This window comes from Pseudoalteromonas sp. SR44-8 (genome assembly GCF_014163635.1).
In the GTDB taxonomy this organism is placed as follows: Bacteria; Pseudomonadota; Gammaproteobacteria; order Enterobacterales; family Alteromonadaceae; genus Pseudoalteromonas; species Pseudoalteromonas rhizosphaerae.
This window is the reverse complement of the sequence record NZ_JACJDS010000046.1, coordinates 18,412-41,167: the sequence shown is the minus strand read 5'-3', so window position 1 is coordinate 41,167 and position 22,756 is coordinate 18,412. Positions and strand designations below refer to the sequence as shown.

Here is a 22,756-nt window from a genome sequence, read left to right as displayed (position 1 = left end):
TAAAAGATAAAAGATAAAAGATAGAGAAGGGTATTTATAAAATTGGCTGGGATACCAGGATTTGAACCTGGGAATGCCAGGATCAAAACCTGGTGCCTTACCGCTTGGCGATATCCCAACTTTAAATTTTATTAGTTTTAGTTCTAGGTAAGAACATGGTGCGGAAGGAGAGACTTGAACTCTCACATCCTAAGATACTGGAACCTAAATCCAGCGCGTCTACCAATTCCGCCACTCCCGCATCGATCATATACAGTATTAATGTATTGGAACCTAAATCCAGCGTCTAATTCAAGACAACTGCCAATTCCGCCACTCTCGCATAGTCTGTATAATTATATACGTTTTTGCTGTTTATACTCGTAGCTAGAGTTATTCTTTAACAACATTCTTTGGTAGAAGAATGTTGGCTGGGATACCAGGATTTGAACCTGGGAATGCCAGGATCAAAACCTGGTGCCTTACCGCTTGGCGATATCCCAACAAAGAAACAGTTGATAGTTTTAATTCTTATCAAGAACATGGTGCGGAAGGAGAGACTTGAACTCTCACATCCTAAGATACTGGAACCTAAATCCAGCGCGTCTACCAATTCCGCCACTCCCGCATAGTCCGTATAATTATATACGTTTTTGCTGTTTATACTCGTAGCTAGAGTTATTCTTTAACAACACTCTTTGGTAGAAGAAGTTGGCTGGGATACCAGGATTTGAACCTGGGAATGCCAGGATCAAAACCTGGTGCCTTACCGCTTGGCGATATCCCAACAAAGAATCAATTGATAGTTTTAGTTCTTATCAAGAACATGGTGCGGAAGGAGAGACTTGAACTCTCACATCCTAAGATACTGGAACCTAAATCCAGCGCGTCTACCAATTCCGCCACTCCCGCATTATCACTTTGAATTAATCAAAGAAATGGTAGTTATTTTAAACTCTTCATTGAGTTGCAATTTAACTCTTGCAGAGCCACTTCTAAAAAAGAAATGGTGGCTAAGACGGGATTTGAACCTGTGACCCCATCATTATGAGTGATGTGCTCTAACCAGCTGAGCTACTTAGCCATTGTTGGCTGGGATACCAGGATTTGAACCTGGGAATGCCAGGATCAAAACCTGGTGCCTTACCGCTTGGCGATATCCCAACAATAACAATTGATAATTTTAATTCTTATCAAGAATATGGTGCGGAAGGAGAGACTTGAACTCTCACATCCTAAGATACTGGAACCTAAATCCAGCGCGTCTACCAATTCCGCCACTCCCGCATCGTATATACAGGTAACAACGTTTTGGAACCTTAACCCAGCGTCTAATTCAAGACAACTGCCAATTCCATCACTCCTGCATACTTTGTGTAATAAAACACTAGGTAGTTATTTTAAACTCTTCATTGAGCAACAAAAAATAATGGTGGCTAAGACGGGATTTGAACCTGTGACCCCATCATTATGAGTGATGTGCTCTAACCAGCTGAGCTACTTAGCCATCTTTTTTTGTTAGCACTTCATCGCTGAGTGCGGGGCGTATTATGCTGATATGACCCAAATCCGTCAACACCTTTTTTGCAAAAAAACACGTATCTTGGTTTGTTTGCGGGAAAAATAGGCTAACAGGCTAAATTTTAATAAAAATGGTGTTTTTTTAACTGCTTTATTGTGACTTATTCACAACAGCTGATATTTAATGATAGTGCAAAAATAAAAAAGGCTCGTAAAAACGAGCCTTTAAAAATCACTAAAGGTGATAGGTCACACTGGGATGGTGTTAAACATTGAACAAGAAGTTCATTACATCGCCATCTTTAACTATGTATTCTTTGCCTTCTTGGCGCATCTTACCTGCTTCTTTTGCACCACTTTCACCTTTATAGGCGATGTAGTCATCAAAAGCGATGGTCTGTGCACGGATAAAGCCACGCTCAAAATCAGTGTGGATTTTACCTGCAGCTTGTGGCGCAGTTGCACCTACTGGGATTGTCCATGCACGTACTTCTTTTACACCTGCAGTAAAGTAGGTTTGTAAATGAAGTAACTCATAACCACCACGGATCACTAGATTCAAACCTGGCTCATCCAGACCAAGATCGGCCATAAACTCAAGTTTATCTTCTTCATCTAGTTCCGAAAGCTCAGATTCAATCGCGGCACATACAGGCACAACAACAGCATCTTCAGCAGCAGCAATTTCGCGTACACGGTCAAGATATGGGTTATTTTCAAAACCATCTTCAGCTACGTTAGCAATGTACATAGTTGGTTTGATTGTTAAGAAGTTAACAGAGCTAATAGCCGCTTTTTCTTCTTTAGTTAATGCTAAAGAACGTAAAGTTAAGCCTTCATCAAGGTGTACTTTTACTTTTTCAAGTACGGCATTTTGTTCTTTTGCGTCTTTATCGCCACCTTTGGCTTTTTTCGCGTTACGGAAAAGGGCTTTTTCAGCGCTATCCATATCAGCAAGTACTAACTCGGTGTTGATCACATCAATATCATCAGCAGGATCAATGGTACCTGCAACGTGAATGATGTTGTCATCTTCAAAGCAGCGCACTACGTGGCCAATTGCATCGGTTTCACGAATGTTAGCTAAAAACTGGTTACCAAGACCTTCCCCTTTCGATGCGCCTTTTACAAGACCCGCAATATCCACAAATTCCATACTCGTTGTAAGAATACGTTGTGGTTTTACAATCTTTGCAAGTTCGTCTAGACGAGGATCTGGCACCGGTACCACGCCCGTATTTGGCTCGATGGTACAAAAAGGAAAGTTAGCGGCTTCAATACCCGCTTTGGTTAATGCATTGAAAAGTGTTGATTTACCAACATTAGGCAAACCGACGATGCCACATTTGAAACCCATAGTTAAGATACCTTGTTTAGATCCGCTTAACCAATTATGGCTTAAACGAATGTAGTCTGTTTTGTGCTTTTAACACACCGTCTTTTGCAAGTATTTCCATACAACGAACTGCTTCATCTACTGCGGCATCCATTTTCTCTTGGTCTTCTTTGGCTGCTTTTCCAAGCACCCATCCGGTCACCATTTCACGGTGTCCTGGATGACCTATGCCAACGCGCAAACGCATGAAATCTTTTTGATTTGCCATCTTTGCAATAATGTCTTTTAAACCATTATGGCCACCGTGTCCGCCACCTTTTTTTAATTTGGCAACACCGGGTTCTAAATCCATTTCGTCATGGGCAACTAGGATGCTCTCAACAGGAATTTTGAAAAAGTTGGCTAAACTACCGACAGCTTTACCACTTAAATTCATATAAGTAGTAGGGATCAGTAATTTGAATTCTTGACCTTGGATGATCACTTTGCCGGTAAGGCCGTGATACTTAGGATCGTGTTTTAGCGTACAGTTGTAGCGTGCAGCGAGTTGCTCGATGAACCAAGCACCTGCATTGTGGCGTGTGTTTGCGTATTCGGGGCCTGGATTAGCCAGGCCCACAAGCATTTGAATAGAATTCAAGGTGCAAACCTTAAAATTTATTCTGCAGCTTCGTCTTCAACTGGCGCAGCTTTGTTAGCTTTGATAGTTACGATAGACTGGTCGTGATCAGCACCTTTCGCTAAATCAACAGATGAAACACCTGCTGGAAGTTTAACGTCAGAGATGTGTATTGAGTCACCAGCAACTAGGCCAGCTACGTCAACTTCTACGAATTCAGGAAGTGACTTAGGAAGACACGTGATTTCGATTTCTGTTAATTGGTGAACTACAGTGTTACCCGCTTTAGTTACCGCTTCTTCACCGATGAAGTGAACTGGTACTTTAGTGTTAAGTTTGTGAGTAGCATCTACACGTTGGAAATCAAGGTGAGTGATTTTAGGCTTGAACGGGTGGCGTTGGATATCTTTAAGGATAGCTTCAACTTTTTCACCAGCGATATCAAGAGTAAGGATGTGAGTGTAAAAACCTTCACTTTCTTGTGCTTTGATAATATCTTTGTGTTCAAAAGTAAGTGATGCAGCTTCTTTGTCAGCACCGTAAAGGATCGCAGGGATTTTATCTTCACGACGTAGGCGGCGGCTCGCACCTGTACCCGTAGCTGTGCGTAATTCTGCATTAAATGTATATGTTTCGTTAGACATGATGTCTCCAATAATTAAATAGTGTAGGGCCTTTGCGACCAAGGTCCCTAGCCAAAAGGCGCGCTATCATACCACCGCGACTAATTAAAAGAAACACGATACATAAAAAAAGCGCCAACGAGGCGCTTTATTACATCAGGATATTTTAACTAAACCAAGTTTAGTGTTCGAACATCGCTGAAATAGATTCTTCATTGCTGATACGGCGAATTGTTTCAGCTAGCATGTCTGCAAGTGTTAACACTTTAATTTTATCAATTGCTTTTAATTCAGCAGACAGTGGAATTGAGTCAGTTACAATCACTTCATCAATTACTGAGTTACGAATGTTTTCTAATGCTTGGCCAGAAAGTACAGGGTGAGTAGCGTAAGCGAATACTCGCTTAGCACCGTGTTCTTTAAGTGCTTCAGCTGCTTTACATAAGGTACCGCCAGTATCGATCATATCATCAACGATGATACAGTCACGGCCTTCAACGTCACCAATAATGTGCATTACTTGAGAAACATTCGCTTGTGGGCGACGCTTATCAATAATGGCAAGATCGGTATCGTTTAATAACTTAGCAATAGCACGGGCACGAACTACACCGCCGATATCAGGTGATACAACAACAACATCATCAAATTGACGCTCTTTCATATCTTCAAGTAGCACTGGGCTACCGAACACATTATCAACTGGTACATCAAAGAAGCCTTGGATTTGCTCAGCGTGTAAATCAACCGTTAGAACTCGGTCAACACCTACACTTGATAAGAAATCGGCAACAACTTTTGCTGTGATTGGTACGCGAGCAGAGCGCACGCGGCGATCTTGACGTGCATAACCAAAATAAGGAATGACGGCTGTTATACGACCTGCAGATGCACGACGTAAGGCATCAACCATTACAATAAGCTCCATCAAGTTATCGTTAGTAGGGGCACAGGTTGATTGCACAATAAAAACATCCGAGCCACGAACATTTTCATTAATTTGAACACTGATCTCACCGTCGCTAAAACGGCCAACAACAGCATCGCCAACTTCAATATATAAACGTTTTGCAACTTTTTGAGCTAACTCAGGTGTTGCGTTACCAGCGAAGAGCTTCATGTCAGGCACGGTAGGGTTCCTCAGGCACTGAATTTTTGGACTAATAAGCGATAAAAAAGTATAGCTTATTAACTTAAACTTTATTTACTTGTACGTTACTTCATTGCTTCAATGTATAGCGTCCAACTGCGTATGAGCAGGAGAGATATTAACGCTGCTGGCAATAAAACCGTCCCAGTTATGGGGGAGATTTTCAAGAACATGTTGCGCTTCTTTTTGCGTGGCAAATTCAACAAAACAGCATGAACCTGTGCCAGTCATCTTCGACGGAGCGTATTTTAGCAACCACTGGAGGGTCTTTTCAACCTCAGGGCAGAGCTTTTTAACTAAAGGCTCGCAATCGTTGGCTAATGTTTGTTGCTGCCAGTGGCCTTTTAGCTTCGGTGTATTGCGTTTTAAATCTGGGTGAGTAAAAATTTTCGCGGTGCTGACATGTTCACTTGGATGCACTACACAATACCATTTTGACGGCAGCTCTACATTCACTAACTTCTCGCCAATGCCTTGAGCTAGGGCGCTTTTGCCGTTAATGAACACCGGCACATCTGCGCCTAACTGCACGCCAAGCGCTGCTAATTCAGATAGTGATAACTGGCATTGCCATAATTTATTAAGCGCTAAAAGTGTGCTGGCCGCATCTGAAGAACCACCACCAACGCCGCCTCCCATTGGTAATATTTTAGTTAAATTTATTTTTGCGCCAAAAAGGGAATTTGTGTGTTTTTGTAATAAAACGGCCGCTTTATAGATCAAATTATCTTTTAGGGGGATATCGGTGGTGTCACCAGTGACTTCAATTTCAGTTGTTTCAGTCAAAGTAAATGTGAGTTGATCGCCATAATTTAAAAAAGTAAATAAGGTTTCCAGTTCATGATAGCCATCTTCACGACGGCCATTAATGTGTAAAAATAAATTGAGTTTGGCAGGAGCCAATAACGAAAATGAAGTCATAGTGTGCGTAGTCATGTTAGTTAAAGTGCCACTCGTAAAGTTGAATTTTTATTTTAATATCTTGGTGTTTTAACGTGAGCTTTTTAGGTAACCAAAATCCGGCGTATTGTTGGTAATCAGCATAGCTTATTTGCCATTGATCGCCATCGGGTGCGTGCCAAGTTACATTTTTTGCTCGGCCTAGTTCATCAACTTGCAAACTTGGATCGTCAACAGTGCCTTTTAACCAATTATCGGCGCTGTCCATCGGTATATTAAAACCAGTGAGCCTAGCAAGCAGGCGCGATGCATTAATGTCATGGTAAATGTGATCATCGTATTCAAGTTCAGCGCCGTTAGTATTTTGTGTTAATGCTAAAACACGGGTACCGATAAAACTCGTTAAAATAAGTTGGTTTAACTGTTCTTGTTGTTGCCAATTTAAGTTTGCTGATTGGCGTTCATCTGGACTAATAAAAGCCAGTTTTCCTTCAACTTGCCAATTGGTTTGTTGTGATAATTGCGACTTCCAATCGTCATAAAGAGCTGTTTGAGGGCTAATTTGCTGCGCACAACCACTTAAAAATAAAAAAAATATGAGTAAAATCAAATATAGTCGAATCAAATGTCGTTCCTTACTTTCCATATTCCGCTGATTTTTGGTAAAATTATCGTCTTTCGAGCACGGCTTAGCAATATTTGGCACATATGACCATAGTAGCACTTGGTATTAATCATAAAACCGCATCTGTAGAATTACGCGAAAAGGTTGCCTTTTCGCCTGAGCAATTGTCAGAAGCATTACAGCAACTGAGCGATCACGATCAGTTTAATGAAGCGGTTATTGTGTCCACATGTAACCGAACAGAAATCTATTGTAGCCTCGCTCAGCAAAATTCCCAAATACTGTTGCAATGGTTAGCTAGTTTCCACGGTTTGGATGAATACGAACTGAGCAGTAATGTATATTGTCATCAAGATAATGATGCTATCAATCATTTAATGCGTGTGTCATGTGGCCTAGATTCTTTGGTGCTAGGTGAACCGCAAATTCTTGGTCAAATAAAGCAAGCTTATAATAGCGCCAAAAATCACAATTCGGTGAGTGTGGTATTTGACCGGTTATTTCAAAAAACCTTTTCGGTAGCAAAACAAGTAAGAACGGAAACCGATATAGGCGCCAGTGCGGTGTCTGTTGCTTATGCTGCGGTTAATTTAGCTAAACATATATATGGCAAGTTAGATAAAACCAAAGTGCTATTAATTGGTGCCGGTGAAACAATTGAGCTGGTAGCGAAACATCTATATCAAAATGAACCACAACAGATCACCGTGGCGAATCGCACCATAGAGCGTGCACGCCTACTGGCAGAAGATGTTAATGCCGACGTTATTGCGTTAGCGCAGTTACCTGAACGCTTACATCAGGCGGATATAGTGATCAGTTCGACAGCAAGTACTTTGCCAATTATTGGTAAAGGGGTAGTTGAACAAGCGCTAAAACAACGTCGTAATAAGCCAATGTTATTTATTGATATTGCAGTACCGCGCGATATTGAAAGCCAAGTTGGTGAATTAGATGCGGCCTATTTGTATTCGGTTGATGACTTACAGGCAATAGTAAGCGAAAATATCGCTTCAAGAGAACAAGCCGCCGATGAAGCGCAAGTGATTATTACCCAGCGCTGTGCGGAATTTGTGATGTGGATGCGCTCACTCGACTCTGTCGATCTGATCCGCTCTTATCGCCAAGATGTACACGATATTAAGTCTGAGCTGGTTGATAAGGCAATAAGCCAATTAAACACTGGTAAAGATGCAGAAAAAATTATTTTAGAGCTGGCCAACAAGTTAACCAACCGCCTAATTCACGCGCCTACCCGTGCAATTCAAGATGCGGCTAAAAAAGGTGAAGTTGCTCAGTTAAGCCAATTAAAGAAAATGTTAGGTATTGATCAGGAATAGCAGTTACATGAAAGAGTCCGTTTATCGTAAGTTAGAAACCTTAGTAGAGCGTTATGAAGAAGTGCAAGCGCTGCTAAGTGATCCGTCAGTTATTAGCGACCAAAATCGTTTTCGTGCGCTTTCAAAAGAATATTCTGAGTTGGAAGAAATTGTTAAAGCATTTTTAGGCTATCAGCAAACACAAGATGATGTTGCTACAGCAGAAGAAATGCTAAAGGATTCGGATCCTGATATGCGTGAGATGGCGCAAGAAGAATACAAAGAAGCCAAAGCGCAAATCCTTGCTATCGAAGATCAAATACAAGTGTTGATGCTACCAAAAGATCCGCGCGACAATAATAATGTGTTTTTAGAAGTACGTGCCGGCACGGGAGGCGATGAAGCGGCCATTTTTGCTGGTGATTTATTCCGTATGTATACCCGTTATGCTGAAACTAAAAAATGGAAAGTAGAGATTGTGAGCACCAATGAAGGTGAGCACGGTGGTTACAAAGAAGTCATTGCTAACATTAGTGGTGAAGGCGTGTATGGGCAATTGAAGTTTGAATCTGGTGCTCACAGGGTACAACGTGTGCCAGAAACTGAATCGCAAGGACGAGTACATACCTCTGCGTGTACTGTTGCGGTAATGGCTGAAGTGCCAGAAGCTGAAGCGATTCAAATTAATACCGCTGATATTAAAGTTGATACGTTCCGTGCCTCAGGTGCCGGTGGTCAGCACGTTAATAAAACTGACTCGGCAATTCGTATTACCCACTTACCAACAGGTGTAGTGGTTGAGTGTCAAGATGAACGTTCACAGCATAAAAATCGCGCGAAAGCGATGTCAGTGCTTGCTGCACGTTTACAACAAGCGGAAGATGAAAAACGCCACGCGGCTGAAGCATCAGAGCGTCGTAACTTAGTCGGTAGCGGTGACCGTTCGGAACGTATTCGTACTTATAACTATCCGCAAGGACGTATTACAGATCACCGTATCAATCTCACTTTATACCGTTTAAATGAGGTAGTTGCCGGCGACTTAGGTTGTGTGATTGAGCCGCTAATGCAAGAGCATCAGGCTGATTTACTAGCCGCTATGGGTGATGAGTAATCGTGACCGACACGATTGAAAGTGCTGTTTCGCGTGCTACTTTGCTGCTGCAAAGTAGCAGCGATAGTGCCAAATTAGACGCTCAAGTATTATTGCTCGACGTATTACAAAAACCACGTAGCTACTTATTTAGCTGGCCAGAACAAAAGTTAACACCGCAACAACAACAGCTATTCGAAAGTTATTGTCAACGTCGCTTAACAGGTGAGCCAGTGGCTCATATAACGGGCACGCGTGAATTTTGGAGTTTGCCACTGCAGGTTAATCCCACTACGCTGATCCCCCGTCCAGATACCGAAACACTGGTTGAATATACGCTCAGTTTACCTTTACCTGTGGCCGCTAAAGTGCTTGATTTAGGCACTGGGACTGGTGCAATTGCACTTGCACTTGCCAGCGAAATGCCACTTTGGCAAATCACAGGGGTTGATAGGGTTACTGATGCTGTAGCGCTTGCGAATACAAATAAGCAGCGGTTAGGCTTTATTAATGTAGACTTTGTGCAAAGTGATTGGTTTAGCCAAGTTACAGCACAAAAGTTTGATCTAATAGTTAGTAATCCGCCGTATATCGAATATGATGATATTCACTTAAATCAAGGTGACGTACGTTTTGAACCACTTTCTGCGTTAGTTGCCGATGATGACGGTATGGCTGATATCAAGTATATTATTACTCAAGCACGCAATTTTTTAACGTCAAATGGTTACCTTGTTATTGAGCATGGATATCAACAAAGTACTAAAGTGCATAGTTTTTTTGCACAAATGGCGTATACAAATATACTTACAGTTAAAGATTTAGCAAATAACGAACGTGTAACGCTCGCACAGTGGCCGGGATAACTATAACAATTACAGTGCGAGAGCAAAATAAACGCTTTGAGGACTCAGTATGATGGATGATTTTTTGTTTTCGGATGAACCACAAGAAGTAGAAAGTGATGTAGTTAAGGGGACATGGAAAGTCATCATTGTTGATGATGAGCCTGAGGTTCATGCCGTCACGAAACTGGCATTAAGTGATTTTGAGTTTCAAGACAAGCGTTTAGAGTTTATTAGTGCATACTCAGGGGCTGAGGCTAAAGTACAAATAGATAATAATCCCGATGCTGCAATAGTACTGCTTGATGTGGTGATGGAAACCGACGATGCAGGCTTGAAAGTCGCGCAATATATTCGTGAAGTCGCTAAAAATAATCATATCCGTATTATCCTTCGTACTGGTCAACCCGGCCAAGCGCCAGAGCGCCAAGTTATTGTTAATTACGATATCAATGACTACAAATCAAAAACAGAACTTACCGCACAAAAACTATTTACTGTAGTGATGTCGAGCTTACGTTCTTATCGCGATATTTTATCGATTGAACAATCTCGTCAAGGGCTTGAAAAAATCATTAAAGCATCTCGAGATATTTTTTCAGCGCACTCACTTGATCATTTTATTGAAGGGGTGATGCAACAATTAACATCGTTGCTCGGCACCGTTGATCAAGCAATGTACGCCACCAGTTTAGTGGCAGGTAATCCACAAGATAATCAGCATAAATTAGTGGTATTTTCTGGGCGAGGCGATTTTGAACGCAGCGAAGGTAAAGCAATTGAAGAGGTCTTGAATACCGAGCAGCTATCAGCATGTAAGCAAGCATTTAGAGATAAAAACATTGTTTATAAAGACAATTATTTGTTTGCATACTGTTGCAGCGAACATAATCATAATTCAATGCTTTTTATATCTGGTATTCCACACGACTTATCGGATACACAGCGCCATTTGATTGAAATATTTTCGCAAAATGTACAGTTAGCGTATGAGAATGTGCAATTACAATCCGAGGTCGAAGCTACTCAGCAAGAGTTAGTGCTTCGTTTAAGTGAAGCTCTGGAGCAGCGTTCAACCGAAACAGGTAATCATGTTAAGCGGGTTTCGCATATATGTAATACTTTAGCACTGGCGTATGGTTTATCGAAACGTGAGGCTGACTTAGTTCGTTTAGCGTCGCCACTTCATGATGTTGGTAAGGTCGGTATTCCTGACGCTATTTTAAATAAGCCGGGTAAATTGACCTCCGAAGAGTGGGAAATCATGAAAACGCACACTCAAAAAGGTTACCTTATCTTACAAGGCTCTCGTCGAGAAATCGTTAATGCGGGTGCTCAAATTGCACGTGATCACCATGAAAAATGGGATGGTTCAGGTTACCCACAAGGAAGGCAAGGACAAGACATTCATATCTTTGGCCGTATAGTGGCGCTTGCAGATGTGTACGATGCGCTGCGCCATAAACGTTGTTACAAAGAAGCGTGGACGCTTGATGATGTCGTTAATGAAATCAATCAGCAAAAAGGCAAACATTTTGAGCCTAAACTGGTCGATGCATTTAACGACAACCTAGCGGAGCTTGAAGAAATTTTAACCCGTTTTCCAGATTAAAAAATAATACCCAGTGCATTGAACTGGTGAGTTATTTAACGCATTAGAATGAGTATGTTTAATAACATTGGTACAATTTCTTTTTTAACATTAATGAGTAGTTAGGGGCATATGGATTATTTAGCAGTCAAACACACACACATGGCAATTGCAGTTTTAAGCATTGTTCTATTTTATGTACGTTCATTTTCTCGCCTCGGCAGTGGTGCAATCGCTAAAAATAAATTGGTATTTATTGGTAGTCACGCAACCGATACGTTTTTACTTATTTCAGCTTTCGCGCTGATGGCAATTGCAAAAATTAATCCACTAGAACAAACCTGGCTGCTTGAAAAGATTATTCTTGTAGTGGCGTACATTGTACTGGGTATTATTGCCAGTAAACAGCAAAAAACCAGTATAAAAATTGTGTTTTTAGTTGTTACGACTGCGGTCATTGCCTTCATTGGTAAGCTGGCGGTTGCCAAAACAGCGTTTATTTTGTAACTAAACGTGTTCAAAGGCTGCACTAAACAGTCTTTGAACGTTAATCTAGCGCGCTACGTTGGTATCTGTGTAAAAAAATAGGTAAACTAGTCATTCATTTTCTATTAAAGATGTTGCCGTATTAATGACCACCCCTTGGTTTGAAGATCAAAATGAATCCTATCAAGATGAGGCTTTTGACACATTCGTTCCCCAAGCGTTGTATCGTTGTATAAGCGCTGAAGCGAAGTGGGATCCTCAAGCTGATTTAAGTGATAGCTTTGCCACACTGAGCGACTTTGAAAATCAAGTCACCGAACTATGCCAACAATACCCTGATATTCACGAACGGTTTGATGCGTTGGTTGACATGTTTTTTACTCAGTGGTTATTTAGCGTATCCAGTTTAAAAGTCCCAGAATACACCTTAAATAGTTTTAGCTATATGCTGAGTATGCGCAGTGGTTCTGAAACAACACTGGGTATTTTATTATGCCATTTGCTGAACCATGCAGGTTTTGATGCAAATGTAACGATTAATAATAGTGAAATAAATGTCCATGTTGCTATTAGCGATGAGGAAGGTTATTTACTTGAGCCGAGTTCAGGTCAACAAAGTTGGTATATTATTCCTGAAAACGCCAGTGAAGAAAATGGTGATGAGCAAGAGCCGCTTGAGCTCATTTTTGACGAAGAAGTGTATAAGCTTTATCTAGCACAACAAAAGTGGGCCTTTATTAGCAGTAATAAATTTGGTCATGCTTTGAGCTGTGTTGAGATGCTGATGGAGCTAATAGGCGATGATCCGTACGAAAGACGCGACAGAGGCTATTTACTTAACCAGCTTGATTGTCCGAAAATGGCACGTGACGACTTACAATTTTTTATCGATGAGTGTCCAGATGATCCTGCAATTGATATTATTCAGCATCAACTTGAAGAACTCGAAGATAATCACAAAACTCACCATTAACTTTTAAGGAATTTACATGGCTGACGCCCATACTGCCCTGATCACCAATGACGCGGTTGTCTTTGGTTTATTAGCAGTAATATTAGGCTTTATTTTTAAAACATCGAACAGTCAAAATAGCGCACTGAAAAAGTTTTACAAATATGTCCCAGCATTATTACTGTGCTATTTTTTACCTTCACTATTGAATACTTTTGGCATTGTTGATGGTCATTCATCTAATGTGTACTTTGTAGCATCACGTTACTTGCTTCCGGCGTGCTTAATTTTACTGACCATTAGTATTGATTTACGTGCCATTATTAATCTTGGTCCGAAAGCATTAATTATGTTTTTAACCGGTACTGCGGGTATTGTGATCGGCGGCCCGTTGGCCATTTTGATCATGAGCGCAGTGTATCCAGAAGCAGTCGGTGGTCATGGCCCTGATGCAGTATGGCGTGGCATGACCACGATTGCTGGAAGCTGGATTGGTGGTGGTGCAAACCAAGCATCGATGAAAGAAATGTTTGAAGTTGGCGGAGATATATTCTCAGCAATGGTTACGGTAGATGTGATTGTCGCTAATTTATGGATGGCAGTATTACTGTTAATGGCTGCCAACCATAAAGCCATTGATGCGAAAACAGGCGCGGATACTAGCGCGATTGAAGAGTTAAAAAATCGCGTTGAAAAATACCAAGCCGAGCACGCACGTCTGCCAACACTCAATGATTATATGCTGATCATTGCAATTGCATTTGGTATTACCGGTCTTGCGCATTTTTGTGCAGACTTTTTAGGACCTTACTTTGGCGCTAATTTTCCATGGGCACAAGAATATAGCTTAAACAGCAAGTTCTTTTGGTTAATTGTTATTTCGACGACCATAGGTATTGCATTGTCGTTTACTAAAGTACGTCATATTGAAGCCTTTGGCGCATCTAAAGTAGCCTCCAGCTTTTTGTATATTTTAGTGGCATCAATTGGCCTTCATATGAATATTACGGCTATATTTGAATCGCCTATGTATTTCGTCATTGGCTTAATTTGGATGCTTACCCACGCCAGTTTAATGTTAATTGTGGCAAAAATAATTAAAGCGCCGCTATTTTATATGGCCGTTGGCTCACAAGCGAATGTGGGCGGTGCGGCATCGGCACCTGTGGTTGCTTCGGCATTTCACCCATCGCTTGCGCCAGTTGGGGTATTATTAGCCGTTCTGGGCTATGGCGTAGGCACGTATATGGCATATATTTGTGGTTTAATGATGCAAGCAGTTGCACCTTAAGGAATAAAAATGAACAACCATTTAATTAAAATTAATGATATTGAACTGGCAAACGAAAAACCGTTTGTATTGTTCGGTGGCATGAATGTACTTGAGTCTCGTGATTTAGCAATGCGTATCGCCGAGCATTATGTAGAAGTGACCACTAAGCTTAATATTCCTTATGTGTTTAAAGCGTCATTTGATAAAGCAAACCGTTCATCAATTAATTCATACCGTGGTCCTGGCATGGAAGAAGGCTTAAGGATTTTTGAAGAAATTAAAAAAACGTTTAATGTTCCTTTGATCACTGACGTCCATGAGCCGCATCAAGCAGCGCCTGTGGCAGAAGTGGTTGATGTGATCCAATTACCAGCATTTTTGGCGCGCCAAACAGATTTAGTGGTCGCAATGGCGAAAACGGGCGCAATTATTAATGTTAAAAAGCCACAATTTTTAGCCCCGCACGAAATGCGCCACATCATTACTAAATTTAATGAAGCGGGTAATAACAATGTTGTATTGTGCGAGCGTGGCTCAAGCTTTGGTTATAATAACTTAGTCGTTGATATGCTGGGTATGGATGACATGAAACCAATGGCTCCGGTTATTTTTGATGCCACTCATGCTTTACAACGTCCAGGTGGGCGCAGTGATTCTGCCGATGGTCGTCGTGCACAAGCGGCAGAACTTGCTCGCAGCGGCATGGCATTAGGGTTAGCGGGTTTATTTATTGAAGCGCATCCTAATCCTAATGAAGCTAAATGTGATGGCCCATGTGCACTTGCATTAAGTAAGTTGGAAGGCTATTTAAGTCAAATGAAAGCCGTGGATGATTTAGTTAAAAGCTTTGGCCCATTGGATACCAGCGCCAGCGACTTGTAATCGCAAAGCGTGATAAGAAAAGCGACGAAAGTCGCTTTTTTTATGTCTTGAATATACACTTCCTTGGCATGTGTATATAATCTTATCCATAAGAAAAACTAATTCTAAGTTTGATCACTATGTCTCGACGTGTTCCGCCACTAAACGCATTAAAAGCATTTGAAGCTGCTGCTCGGCATTTGAGTTTTACTAAAGCGGCTGAAGAGTTATACGTCACACAGGCGGCGGTAAGTCATCAAATAAAAACTTTAGAAGAGCATCTTGGCTTAAAACTATTTTTGCGAAAAAACCGTTCTTTATTACTCACCGAAGAAGGCCAAGGTTACTTTTTAGATATTAAAGAAATATTTACTCAGCTAATTGATGCTACCGAAAAGCTATTAGCCCGTGGTGCAAAAGGCTCATTAACCGTGAGTTTAACGCCCAGCTTTGCTATTCAATGGTTAGTGCCACGCTTGAGCTTATTTAACGAACTGCACCCTGAGATAGATGTACGAATAAAAGCCCAAGATCAAGACGAAAACTCACTCACCGATGATGTTGATGTGGCTATTTATTATGGCCGTGGTCATTGGAGTGGCGTGCAAACGCATAAACTGCATACAGAATACCTAGTGCCTTTGTGTAGCCCTATGCTATTAACAGGGCCAAAGCCGCTGGATCAGCCTAGTGATTTGGCAAACCATACTTTATTACATGATACCACCCGTAAGAACTGGAAAACGTGGATGAAAACCGCCGGTGTACGTAATGTGCAAGTAAACCAAGGACCAATATTCAGTCACTCATCAATGGTGCTGCAAGCAGCTGTGCATGGTCAAGGGGTTGCTATTGGTAACAGTGTGCTTGCTAAACCTGATATTGATGCAGGACGTTTAGTTATTCCGTTTAACCACAGTTTAGAAAGTAAAAATGCGTACTATTTAGTAAGTCGTGAAACGCAATCTGAATTAGGAAAAATAGTATCGTTTAAGCAGTGGATGCTGAGTTTAGTCGAACAAGAGCAAGAGTATTAATATGACTATCGAATGGATTAAAAGTGACCAACAACCCGCCTTGGCACAATTTATTTTTGCCCATGGTGCTGGAGCCGCTAGTGATTCAGAATTTATGCAGAAAATGGCAAGCTTGCTGGCAGAGCAAGGTATTGATGTTGGCTTATTTGACTTTGAATATATGCAAATAGCCAAGCAAACCAATAAGCGTCGCCCGCCAGATCGTGCGCCTAAATTACTGCAATACTTTGAGCATATATTAACCTTTGTACAGCCAAGCTTACCGTTATTTATTGGTGGCAAGTCAATGGGCGGGCGGATGGCATCAATGCTTGTCAGTGAAGAGCGAGTAACAATGCCAACAATTTCAGGCGTATTGGCATTTGGCTATCCATTTCATCCACCAGGCAAGGCTGATAAATTACGCATTGATCATTTTGGTAAAATACCATGCCCGTTTATGGTGCTCCAAGGCGAGCGCGATACATTTGGTACCCGTGACGAATTAACACAGCTACAACTGGATAAACGCCCAGAGTTTGTGTGGCTAGCTGATGGCGATCATTCCTTAAAACCACGCAAACGCAGTGGCTTTACAGAGTTAGGTAATGTGCAAACTGCCGCTGAGCACGCTGCTAGTTTTATTAAACAGCATATTTAAAGGCATCTTTAGCAGGAAAAAAATCATGATTAAACTATTTTTAATGACTGGCAGTTTATTTTGCATGCTATCAGTGGTGTTGGGCGCCTTTGCGGCTCATGGTTTAAAAAGCCGTGTTTCTGAATATGCTATTGGCGTATTTAAAACTGCGGCAGAGTATCAGATGGTGCATGGCCTTGCGTTAATTGCGATTGCCATTTTAATAAAATGGGGAATTAACCTCACATCGGCTGGTTGGTTTATTATTGCTGGTATTTTGTTGTTTAGTGGCAGTTTATATTTATTAGCAATCACCGGTTATAAGTGGCTTGGCCCCATCACACCCGTTGGTGGTTTATGTTTTATTATTGGTTGGACTATTTTATTAGTGCAAGTAGCACGGTTTAAATTTTAATAGAGAATATCGCTCAAAAGAGCAATTAAAGGGTTTTTATGTCAAGTGTAGTGATTTACTGCCGTAGTGGTTTTGAAAATGATGCCGCTGCAGAAATAACATTTCATGCCGCAGAGCAAGGTTTTGCTGGGTATGTAAAAGCAAAGCCAAATACCGGCTATGTTATTTACGAATGTTTTGAAGCGCAGCATAGTGATGAAATCATCAAAAAGGTTGATTTCAAAAATATGGTATTTGCCCGTCAGTGGTTTGCCGGCACTTTACTTGAAAACATGCCCGTCGAAGACCGTGTTGGCGAAATAGTAAAAGCAGCGGTCGATTTTCCACTTTGCTCAGAGCTACGGGTAGAAACACCCGATACCAATGAAGGCAAGGAGCTGTTAACTTTCTGCAAAAAAATCTCTACCCCACTTAAAAAGGCTTTAGAGAAACAAAACACCGTGTTACGCGAACCTAAAGCCAATCGCCCCGTAATGCACATCATGTTTTTAACTAATAACACAGCGTTTGTTGGTCATTCATATAGTTATAATAATTCCCCATTTTTTATGGGAATATTACGACTAAGAATGCCAAGTGATGCACCGAGTCGCTCGACCTTAAAACTGGATGAAGCGTTTAATGTGTTTATTGCGGAAAAAGATCGTGAAGCGCGAGTTCAACCCGGTATGCGCAGTGTTGACTTAGGTGCCTGCCCAGGTGGTTGGACGTATCAACTAGTGCGTCGCGGTATGTTTGTTAGCGCCATTGATAACGGCCCAATGAATGATGATTTAATGCAAACAGGTCAAGTTAAGCACTTTCGTGTTGATGGTTTTAAATACCGCCCTGAGAAAAGAAATATTACTTGGTTAGTATGCGATATGGTAGAAAAACCAACTAAAGTAACCAGTCTTATGATTGATTGGGCGGTCAACGCATACGCGAAAGAACTTATCTTTAACTTAAAGCTGCCAATGAAAAAGCGCTTTGACAGTGTTTATGAGTGCTTAACGATGATCAAAGAAGAGCTTAATAAATACGGTATAAGCTATGAATTACAAGCTAAGCATCTTTATCACGATAGGGAAGAAGTAACTGTTCATTTGAACGTCACGAAAGTGCCACAAAGTCTATATAGTTAATAAGCTTGTAAAGTTTAGATATATAAAAGCACAGCATTAGCTGTGCTTTTTACGTTATGGCGTAAGTCTACACTAACATAGCATTGCAAGTTACTGCACATAACGCGTAATATAGGGTTTATGGAGAATTAGTTAAGTTGCGGCATGAATGCACAGCATAATAAAAGGTAAATATAAATGTACAAAAACCAAAAAGTAATCTTGCGATTACGCGCTAACATTCCATCGTTTGAATGTGTTGAAGGTTGCCATGATTGCTGCGGTCCAGTGACAACATCATCTGAAGAAATGTCGCGATTACCGGTAAAAAGCGATGCAGAGCACGAAGCGGCATTAAATGAATTTAATTGTGTACACTTAGGTCCAAAGGGATGCACTGTATATGATGAACGGCCATTAATTTGTCGTTTGTTTGGCACAACTCCAAGGATGCCATGCCCAAATGATCGCGCTCCAGAGCAGCCAGTTGATCCTAAAATTGAGCGCGAAGTGCATCATTTCATTGCTAATACACGGCAAGTTTTAGTGTAAAAAGTGCTGCAAATAGGGGACTTAATAATGGCTTATATTGTCGTCCCCTCTGAGCTTTTTATTCGCGGTAGTTAGGGCGGTATTGATCAACCCACAAGCGAGTTGCGCCGCACACAGCGACAGGCATAACAATTAAATTCACGATAGGAATGGCTGTAAGCAACAATACTGCTAAGCCGAATCCATACGAGAGAGTTTGTTTTTGTTTTAAGTCTTCTTTCATTTCTTTAAAGCAAATTTTGTGATTATCAAACGGATAATCTTTGTATTGCACTGCATACATCCAACAGGTAAACATCACCCATAACACTTGGCCGATAACAGGTAATATCCATAGCAAGATAAAAAAGCCAATGGCACGTGGTAGGTAATAGCACAACTTAGTCCACTCACGGCCAAGCATTCGTGGCACATCTTTCACTATCTCCGCTAAGCCATCATCATTAATTTTTTGCCCGGTTAAATACAGCTCTACTTTTTCACTGAGTAAGCCATTAAAGGGCGCGGCAATGAAATTAGTGATCACCGAAAACAGCATACTGTAGCTAAATAAAATCACTAATACTGCAATAGGCCACATCAGCCACTCCAGCCAACTTAACCATGTTGGTAATAGATCATTTAAATAAGCAAACCCATCGGTAAGCCAGCCATATAAAAAGAATAATGAGCTACCAAAAAGCACGATATTGATTAATAAAGGAATAAATACAAATCGCTTCAAGCCTTTTTGGGTAATTAATTTGAAGCCCGAAAAAAAATATTCCATACCTTGTGTAAACTGCACGCTAAAACCTCTGATCATATCGACATTGCCCTCAGTATAAATTGCTCAGATATTTTGAACAGTATTTTTGCGTAACAAAGTGTTTAATATCTAATGAGCAATAGAGTGTATGGTCTAAAAAGTATTATCTTTATATTGATAGAAAAATCGGAGTTACTGATTGAATCGCAACAAACACTGGGATATGGTTTATATATCAACAATAATAAATTAAACGAGAGATGTTATCGGCTCGTTTATTACGCAGGAAGCTTTAAATGACTATGAAAAAGTTATATCTGTTTGCATTGTTACTAATGCCGCTGGTAAGTCAGGCTGATGTTACTGATTTGCAAAGTAAAATGATGCGTTTAGATACAGGACTTTTTGATTCTTTTAATCATTGTAATAACCCAGTACAACTTGCTAAGCACGCGAGCTACTTCGCGGAAGGTGTTGAGTTTTATCATGATAACGGTGGAGTTACCTGGGATCGCAATTCCATGATAGCTAATACTAAACAATATGCATGTGGCAAGTATACGCGGGAGTTGGTCAGCGGCACGTTTGAAGTGTTTACCATTAAAGATTTTGGTGTGATGACCAAAGGAACTCACATATTTTGTCAAAATGGCGGCAATAAATGTGACGGTAAAGCTGATTTTGTGATGCTTTGGCATGACTTAGGCGACAAATTAGAAATTACTCGAGTATTGAGTTATGGGCACCGTAGTAATATGGATAATAAATAAGGGAGCTTGCGGTTAAACTACCGCTTAACTTTGTTGTTGCTCTGTGGGTGATGCTGTCATTTAGGTATATACTAACGGCCTTTTAAAAATGAGTGACGTTAGATGTCTAAGATATTTATTATCGGTCTGCCTCGAACCGGCACCACGAGCATCAGTGTTGCGTTGTTAGAAATGGGCTTGTTGGTTGCGCATACCGCGTTTACTAAAAAAGCGTTTGAAATAGCTGATGCTATATCTGACGCACCGTGTTTTAGTGACTATATGCATTTAGACGGGTTATTTCCTGGTGCTAAGTTTATTTATTTAAACCGAGACCTAAAAGCATGGTTGCCATCCATCACGATGCTGCTTGAAAAAATGGCGCCACATCTTGATCTTAAAACAGGGCACTTTAGCCCGGTTCTAAAGCGCAGCTTTCATCAAACGTTTCCCTCTATTTACCCGTTGAGTGAGCGCGATTTGGCTGCTTGTTATACTAAACATCAACATGCAGTGTTTCATTATTTCAAAGGCCGTGATGATTTTTTATCGCTTGATGTCAGCGAACCTGGCGGCCTGTTGAAGCTAAAACAGTTTTTGGGAATGTCGCCTGAGGGCGATACTGACTTTGCGAAATTAAATGTTGGCCGTAATGTGGCAAACTGGCGTGAGTATAAACACCCTAATAAGGTGAATGCCAACTTAGCCGGAGCAGAGCATCGCAAGTTCTTTGACTACAGTTGATTGATTTAGAATTAGTCAGTTTTGGGCTCTTTACTATCAGCTGAACTGCCAATATTGCCGCTGCTGTAAAAGGTAAGTTGGCCGATCAAGTCAGGCACGAGTCGCTCGCTATTATAATCATAAATTTTATTCATTTGTTTTACGTGAAATGCACCTTCTATCCGAGCAATATTATTTATTGCCCATGCCTCAACCGAATCTGAGCGAGTAAATTGCTCTGGCAGTTTTTCTTTATGATCAAGTAGTGTTTGCCATAATTCGTTTTGGATCTGTGCTGGAGTCCCAGTGAATTGCTCTAGCGTATCGTTAATCCAGCCCATACCAATGTCGTTATAGGCATTTAAGATAGTGTTATACAGCTCACGTCTATTAGAGTCAGAGCTAATATTATCTTGCTGTGCAATAAACCTACCATTATCCATTTGGTAATACTGCTTATTGGCTTGATAATTAGTTTGCTGTGCAAGGTAATGTAATAAGTTAGCTTCACTGTCTTTATCAACTTCATTGAGCATTGCCAATACATCATCGTTTTGGTGAGTTTTCACTAGGTTCATCATGTCGATAATACTATTGCTTTGCTCGAGGGTACTGGCAGATAAGTGGTCATTTAACTGCATAAGTTGATCTTCGCTGAGGTTTTTTTCTATTAATAAATTGGTGTAGTCATTTGCCAATTCATATTTTGCACTGTTAGCCTTATAGTTTGATTTAAACCAGTTTATGGTTTCAGGCATACTGATCATTTCGACTCTTTCATTACCATGCTCATTTTCACCTAATGGTGACACCGGCTTCTTATAATCATTCCCTTGTTGTAATAATTTATCCATTGTTGCGAGGGTACTGCTCAAGGCATCATCTGACAGTTTGCTTAAAGCTGAAATTAACTGTGCACTGCTGTTGTTGTTTTCTGTGCCAAAGTGATAGCTAGATGTTGTAACAACAAATTGACTAAATACAGCAAGCTCTTCATCACTCATTTTTTGCACCAAATCAAGTAGTTCTTGTGTTGGTTTTAGGTGTTGGAACATAAATTTATGTTCACCTTCAAGCCGGTCTACTTGATCTAAAAAAGCATTTATATCATCGGGATCTGTAAAGTCACCATAGCGATAGGTCGGTTCTTTAATCGGTTCACCTATGTTAATGGTGGTGCTAGAGGTGACTTTATAACGGTTCATACCAATGTAAGAAGAGGGGGTGTAATCTTGATTAAGTTTGCGGCCTTTGAATGGATCATAAAGGGGCGTACTTGCTGCGTCTTCGAGCGTTGAAAGGAGGTCTTGTGGTTCGACAAGAGAAGCGGCGGCTTTAAACTCCGTGGCGCGATTGGCCGACACCGTTTGCAAAGCTATTTGCTGCGCTTGACCAAGATTGGGGAGTTTCATTGTTATTCCTTTAACGTTAACTTAGCTATTTATCGACGCAGGGCGTTAAAGCTTTAGTCGTTAATTTATTTTTTAACCCGTATTTTTATAAAAGTCGCTAACGTTTAACACCACAGCAAACTATTATCTTGACGTGTTTGCTACTTTTTAGAAAATAGCTAAATGCTGTTATTTTGACATACGACAAAGTCGTGACTAATAAGACAGCAAATAAATGAAAAATCC

22 protein-coding genes, 10 tRNA genes and 1 pseudogene are annotated in these 22,756 nt (G+C 40.8%); 15 read left to right on the top strand and 18 right to left on the bottom strand.

The genetic code is table 11. From position 1 onward, the window contains the following. Positions 1-43: 43 nt before the first annotated feature. From H5183_RS18890 to lolB, 16 genes are all read right to left on the bottom strand, one after another. Positions 44-118, bottom strand: a tRNA-Gln gene (locus H5183_RS18890). A 38-nt stretch (positions 119-156) separates the two neighbouring features. Further along, a tRNA-Leu gene (locus H5183_RS18885) sits at positions 157-241 on the bottom strand. A 166-nt stretch (positions 242-407) separates the two neighbouring features. Then, positions 408-482, bottom strand: a tRNA-Gln gene (locus H5183_RS18880). A 40-nt stretch (positions 483-522) separates the two neighbouring features. After that, positions 523-607, bottom strand: a tRNA-Leu gene (locus tag H5183_RS18875). An 84-nt stretch (positions 608-691) separates the two neighbouring features. Continuing rightward, positions 692-766: transfer RNA gene (locus tag H5183_RS18870), tRNA-Gln, on the bottom strand. Between the two features lie 40 nt (positions 767-806). Further along, a tRNA-Leu gene (locus H5183_RS18865) sits at positions 807-891 on the bottom strand. 95 nt (positions 892-986) lie between these two features. Further along, positions 987-1,063: transfer RNA gene (locus tag H5183_RS18860), tRNA-Met, on the bottom strand. Between the two features lie 5 nt (positions 1,064-1,068). Beyond that, a tRNA-Gln gene (locus H5183_RS18855) sits at positions 1,069-1,143 on the bottom strand. A gap of 38 nt (positions 1,144-1,181) precedes the next feature. Beyond that, positions 1,182-1,266, bottom strand: a tRNA-Leu gene (locus H5183_RS18850). A gap of 143 nt (positions 1,267-1,409) precedes the next feature. Further along, positions 1,410-1,486, bottom strand: a tRNA-Met gene (locus H5183_RS18845). A gap of 279 nt (positions 1,487-1,765) precedes the next feature. Next, positions 1,766-2,857: a redox-regulated ATPase YchF gene (gene ychF / locus H5183_RS18840; RefSeq protein WP_145240629.1), complete on the bottom strand. Its 1,092-nt coding sequence runs from the start codon at positions 2,855-2,857 to the stop codon at positions 1,766-1,768. A gap of 34 nt (positions 2,858-2,891) precedes the next feature. Continuing rightward, positions 2,892-3,476, bottom strand: a complete 585-nt coding sequence (pth, locus tag H5183_RS18835; RefSeq protein ID WP_145240631.1) for an aminoacyl-tRNA hydrolase — start codon at positions 3,474-3,476, stop codon at positions 2,892-2,894. 17 nt (positions 3,477-3,493) lie between these two features. Further along, positions 3,494-4,099: a 50S ribosomal protein L25/general stress protein Ctc gene (locus H5183_RS18830; protein WP_145240633.1), complete on the bottom strand. Its 606-nt coding sequence runs from the start codon at positions 4,097-4,099 to the stop codon at positions 3,494-3,496. A 160-nt stretch (positions 4,100-4,259) separates the two neighbouring features. After that, positions 4,260-5,207, bottom strand: a complete 948-nt coding sequence (locus H5183_RS18825) for a ribose-phosphate pyrophosphokinase (RefSeq protein WP_145240635.1) — start codon at positions 5,205-5,207, stop codon at positions 4,260-4,262. A 99-nt stretch (positions 5,208-5,306) separates the two neighbouring features. Next, positions 5,307-6,164, bottom strand: coding sequence for a 4-(cytidine 5'-diphospho)-2-C-methyl-D-erythritol kinase (gene ispE, locus H5183_RS18820; protein ID WP_257325560.1), 858 nt, complete (start codon positions 6,162-6,164; stop codon positions 5,307-5,309). 1 nt (position 6,165) lies between these two features. Beyond that, positions 6,166-6,753 (bottom strand): lipoprotein insertase outer membrane protein LolB, encoded by a 588-nt coding sequence (gene lolB, locus H5183_RS18815; protein WP_149980714.1) that lies wholly within the window; start codon positions 6,751-6,753, stop codon positions 6,166-6,168. An 83-nt stretch (positions 6,754-6,836) separates the two neighbouring features. Here lolB and hemA point away from each other — a divergent pair, with 83 nt between their 5' ends. From hemA to H5183_RS18750, 13 genes are all read left to right on the top strand, one after another. Continuing rightward, positions 6,837-8,093, top strand: coding sequence for a glutamyl-tRNA reductase (gene hemA / locus H5183_RS18810; protein ID WP_182732430.1), 1,257 nt, complete (start codon positions 6,837-6,839; stop codon positions 8,091-8,093). Between the two features lie 7 nt (positions 8,094-8,100). Then, positions 8,101-9,186 carry a peptide chain release factor 1 gene (gene prfA / locus H5183_RS18805; RefSeq protein WP_145240641.1) on the top strand — a complete coding sequence of 362 codons (1,086 nt, stop codon included), beginning with the start codon at positions 8,101-8,103 and terminating at the stop codon, positions 9,184-9,186. Between the two features lie 2 nt (positions 9,187-9,188). Beyond that, positions 9,189-10,031 (top strand): peptide chain release factor N(5)-glutamine methyltransferase, encoded by an 843-nt coding sequence (gene prmC, locus H5183_RS18800; protein ID WP_182732429.1) that lies wholly within the window; start codon positions 9,189-9,191, stop codon positions 10,029-10,031. Positions 10,032-10,080: 49 nt separating this feature from the next. Further along, on the top strand, positions 10,081-11,622 hold the full coding sequence (locus tag H5183_RS18795; RefSeq protein ID WP_182732428.1) for a response regulator: 1,542 nt from the start codon (positions 10,081-10,083) through the stop codon (positions 11,620-11,622). Between the two features lie 111 nt (positions 11,623-11,733). Further along, positions 11,734-12,108, top strand: coding sequence for a SirB2 family protein (locus tag H5183_RS18790; RefSeq protein WP_145240645.1), 375 nt, complete (start codon positions 11,734-11,736; stop codon positions 12,106-12,108). 124 nt (positions 12,109-12,232) lie between these two features. After that, positions 12,233-13,060 (top strand): tetratricopeptide repeat protein, encoded by an 828-nt coding sequence (locus H5183_RS18785; RefSeq protein WP_145240647.1) that lies wholly within the window; start codon positions 12,233-12,235, stop codon positions 13,058-13,060. Positions 13,061-13,076: 16 nt separating this feature from the next. Beyond that, positions 13,077-14,330, top strand: coding sequence for a DUF819 domain-containing protein (locus H5183_RS18780; RefSeq protein ID WP_145240649.1), 1,254 nt, complete (start codon positions 13,077-13,079; stop codon positions 14,328-14,330). Between the two features lie 9 nt (positions 14,331-14,339). Next, entirely contained in the window at positions 14,340-15,194 is an 855-nt protein-coding gene (gene kdsA / locus H5183_RS18775) for a 3-deoxy-8-phosphooctulonate synthase (protein WP_145240651.1), read from the top strand. 119 nt (positions 15,195-15,313) lie between these two features. Beyond that, positions 15,314-16,210 (top strand): transcriptional regulator GcvA, encoded by an 897-nt coding sequence (locus H5183_RS18770; protein ID WP_145240653.1) that lies wholly within the window; start codon positions 15,314-15,316, stop codon positions 16,208-16,210. Between the two features lies 1 nt (position 16,211). After that, the gene (locus H5183_RS18765) at positions 16,212-16,850 is read left to right on the top strand and encodes an alpha/beta family hydrolase (RefSeq protein ID WP_182732427.1); all 639 of its coding nucleotides are present in this window, start codon (positions 16,212-16,214) and stop codon (positions 16,848-16,850) included. 25 nt (positions 16,851-16,875) lie between these two features. Further along, positions 16,876-17,244: a DUF423 domain-containing protein gene (locus H5183_RS18760; protein ID WP_179959144.1), complete on the top strand. Its 369-nt coding sequence runs from the start codon at positions 16,876-16,878 to the stop codon at positions 17,242-17,244. Positions 17,245-17,282: 38 nt separating this feature from the next. After that, positions 17,283-18,368, top strand: coding sequence for a 23S rRNA (cytidine(2498)-2'-O)-methyltransferase RlmM (rlmM, locus tag H5183_RS18755; RefSeq protein WP_182732426.1), 1,086 nt, complete (start codon positions 17,283-17,285; stop codon positions 18,366-18,368). A gap of 177 nt (positions 18,369-18,545) precedes the next feature. Further along, positions 18,546-18,899, top strand: coding sequence for a YkgJ family cysteine cluster protein (locus H5183_RS18750; RefSeq protein WP_145240659.1), 354 nt, complete (start codon positions 18,546-18,548; stop codon positions 18,897-18,899). Between the two features lie 58 nt (positions 18,900-18,957). Here H5183_RS18750 and cysZ read toward each other — a convergent pair whose 3' ends face one another. Beyond that, on the bottom strand, positions 18,958-19,668 hold the full coding sequence (cysZ, locus tag H5183_RS18745; protein ID WP_220493073.1) for a sulfate transporter CysZ: 711 nt from the start codon (positions 19,666-19,668) through the stop codon (positions 18,958-18,960). Positions 19,669-19,943: 275 nt separating this feature from the next. Between cysZ and H5183_RS18740 the strand changes: the two genes are divergently transcribed. Further along, entirely contained in the window at positions 19,944-20,417 is a 474-nt protein-coding gene (locus tag H5183_RS18740) for a DUF4440 domain-containing protein (protein ID WP_246175491.1), read from the top strand. A 108-nt stretch (positions 20,418-20,525) separates the two neighbouring features. After that, positions 20,526-21,140, top strand: a pseudogene (locus H5183_RS18735) (sulfotransferase); the annotation flags it as partial. Between the two features lie 11 nt (positions 21,141-21,151). Here H5183_RS18735 and H5183_RS18730 read toward each other — a convergent pair. Next, positions 21,152-22,531 (bottom strand): hypothetical protein, encoded by a 1,380-nt coding sequence (locus H5183_RS18730; protein ID WP_182732424.1) that lies wholly within the window; start codon positions 22,529-22,531, stop codon positions 21,152-21,154. Positions 22,532-22,756: the final 225 nt, after the last annotated feature.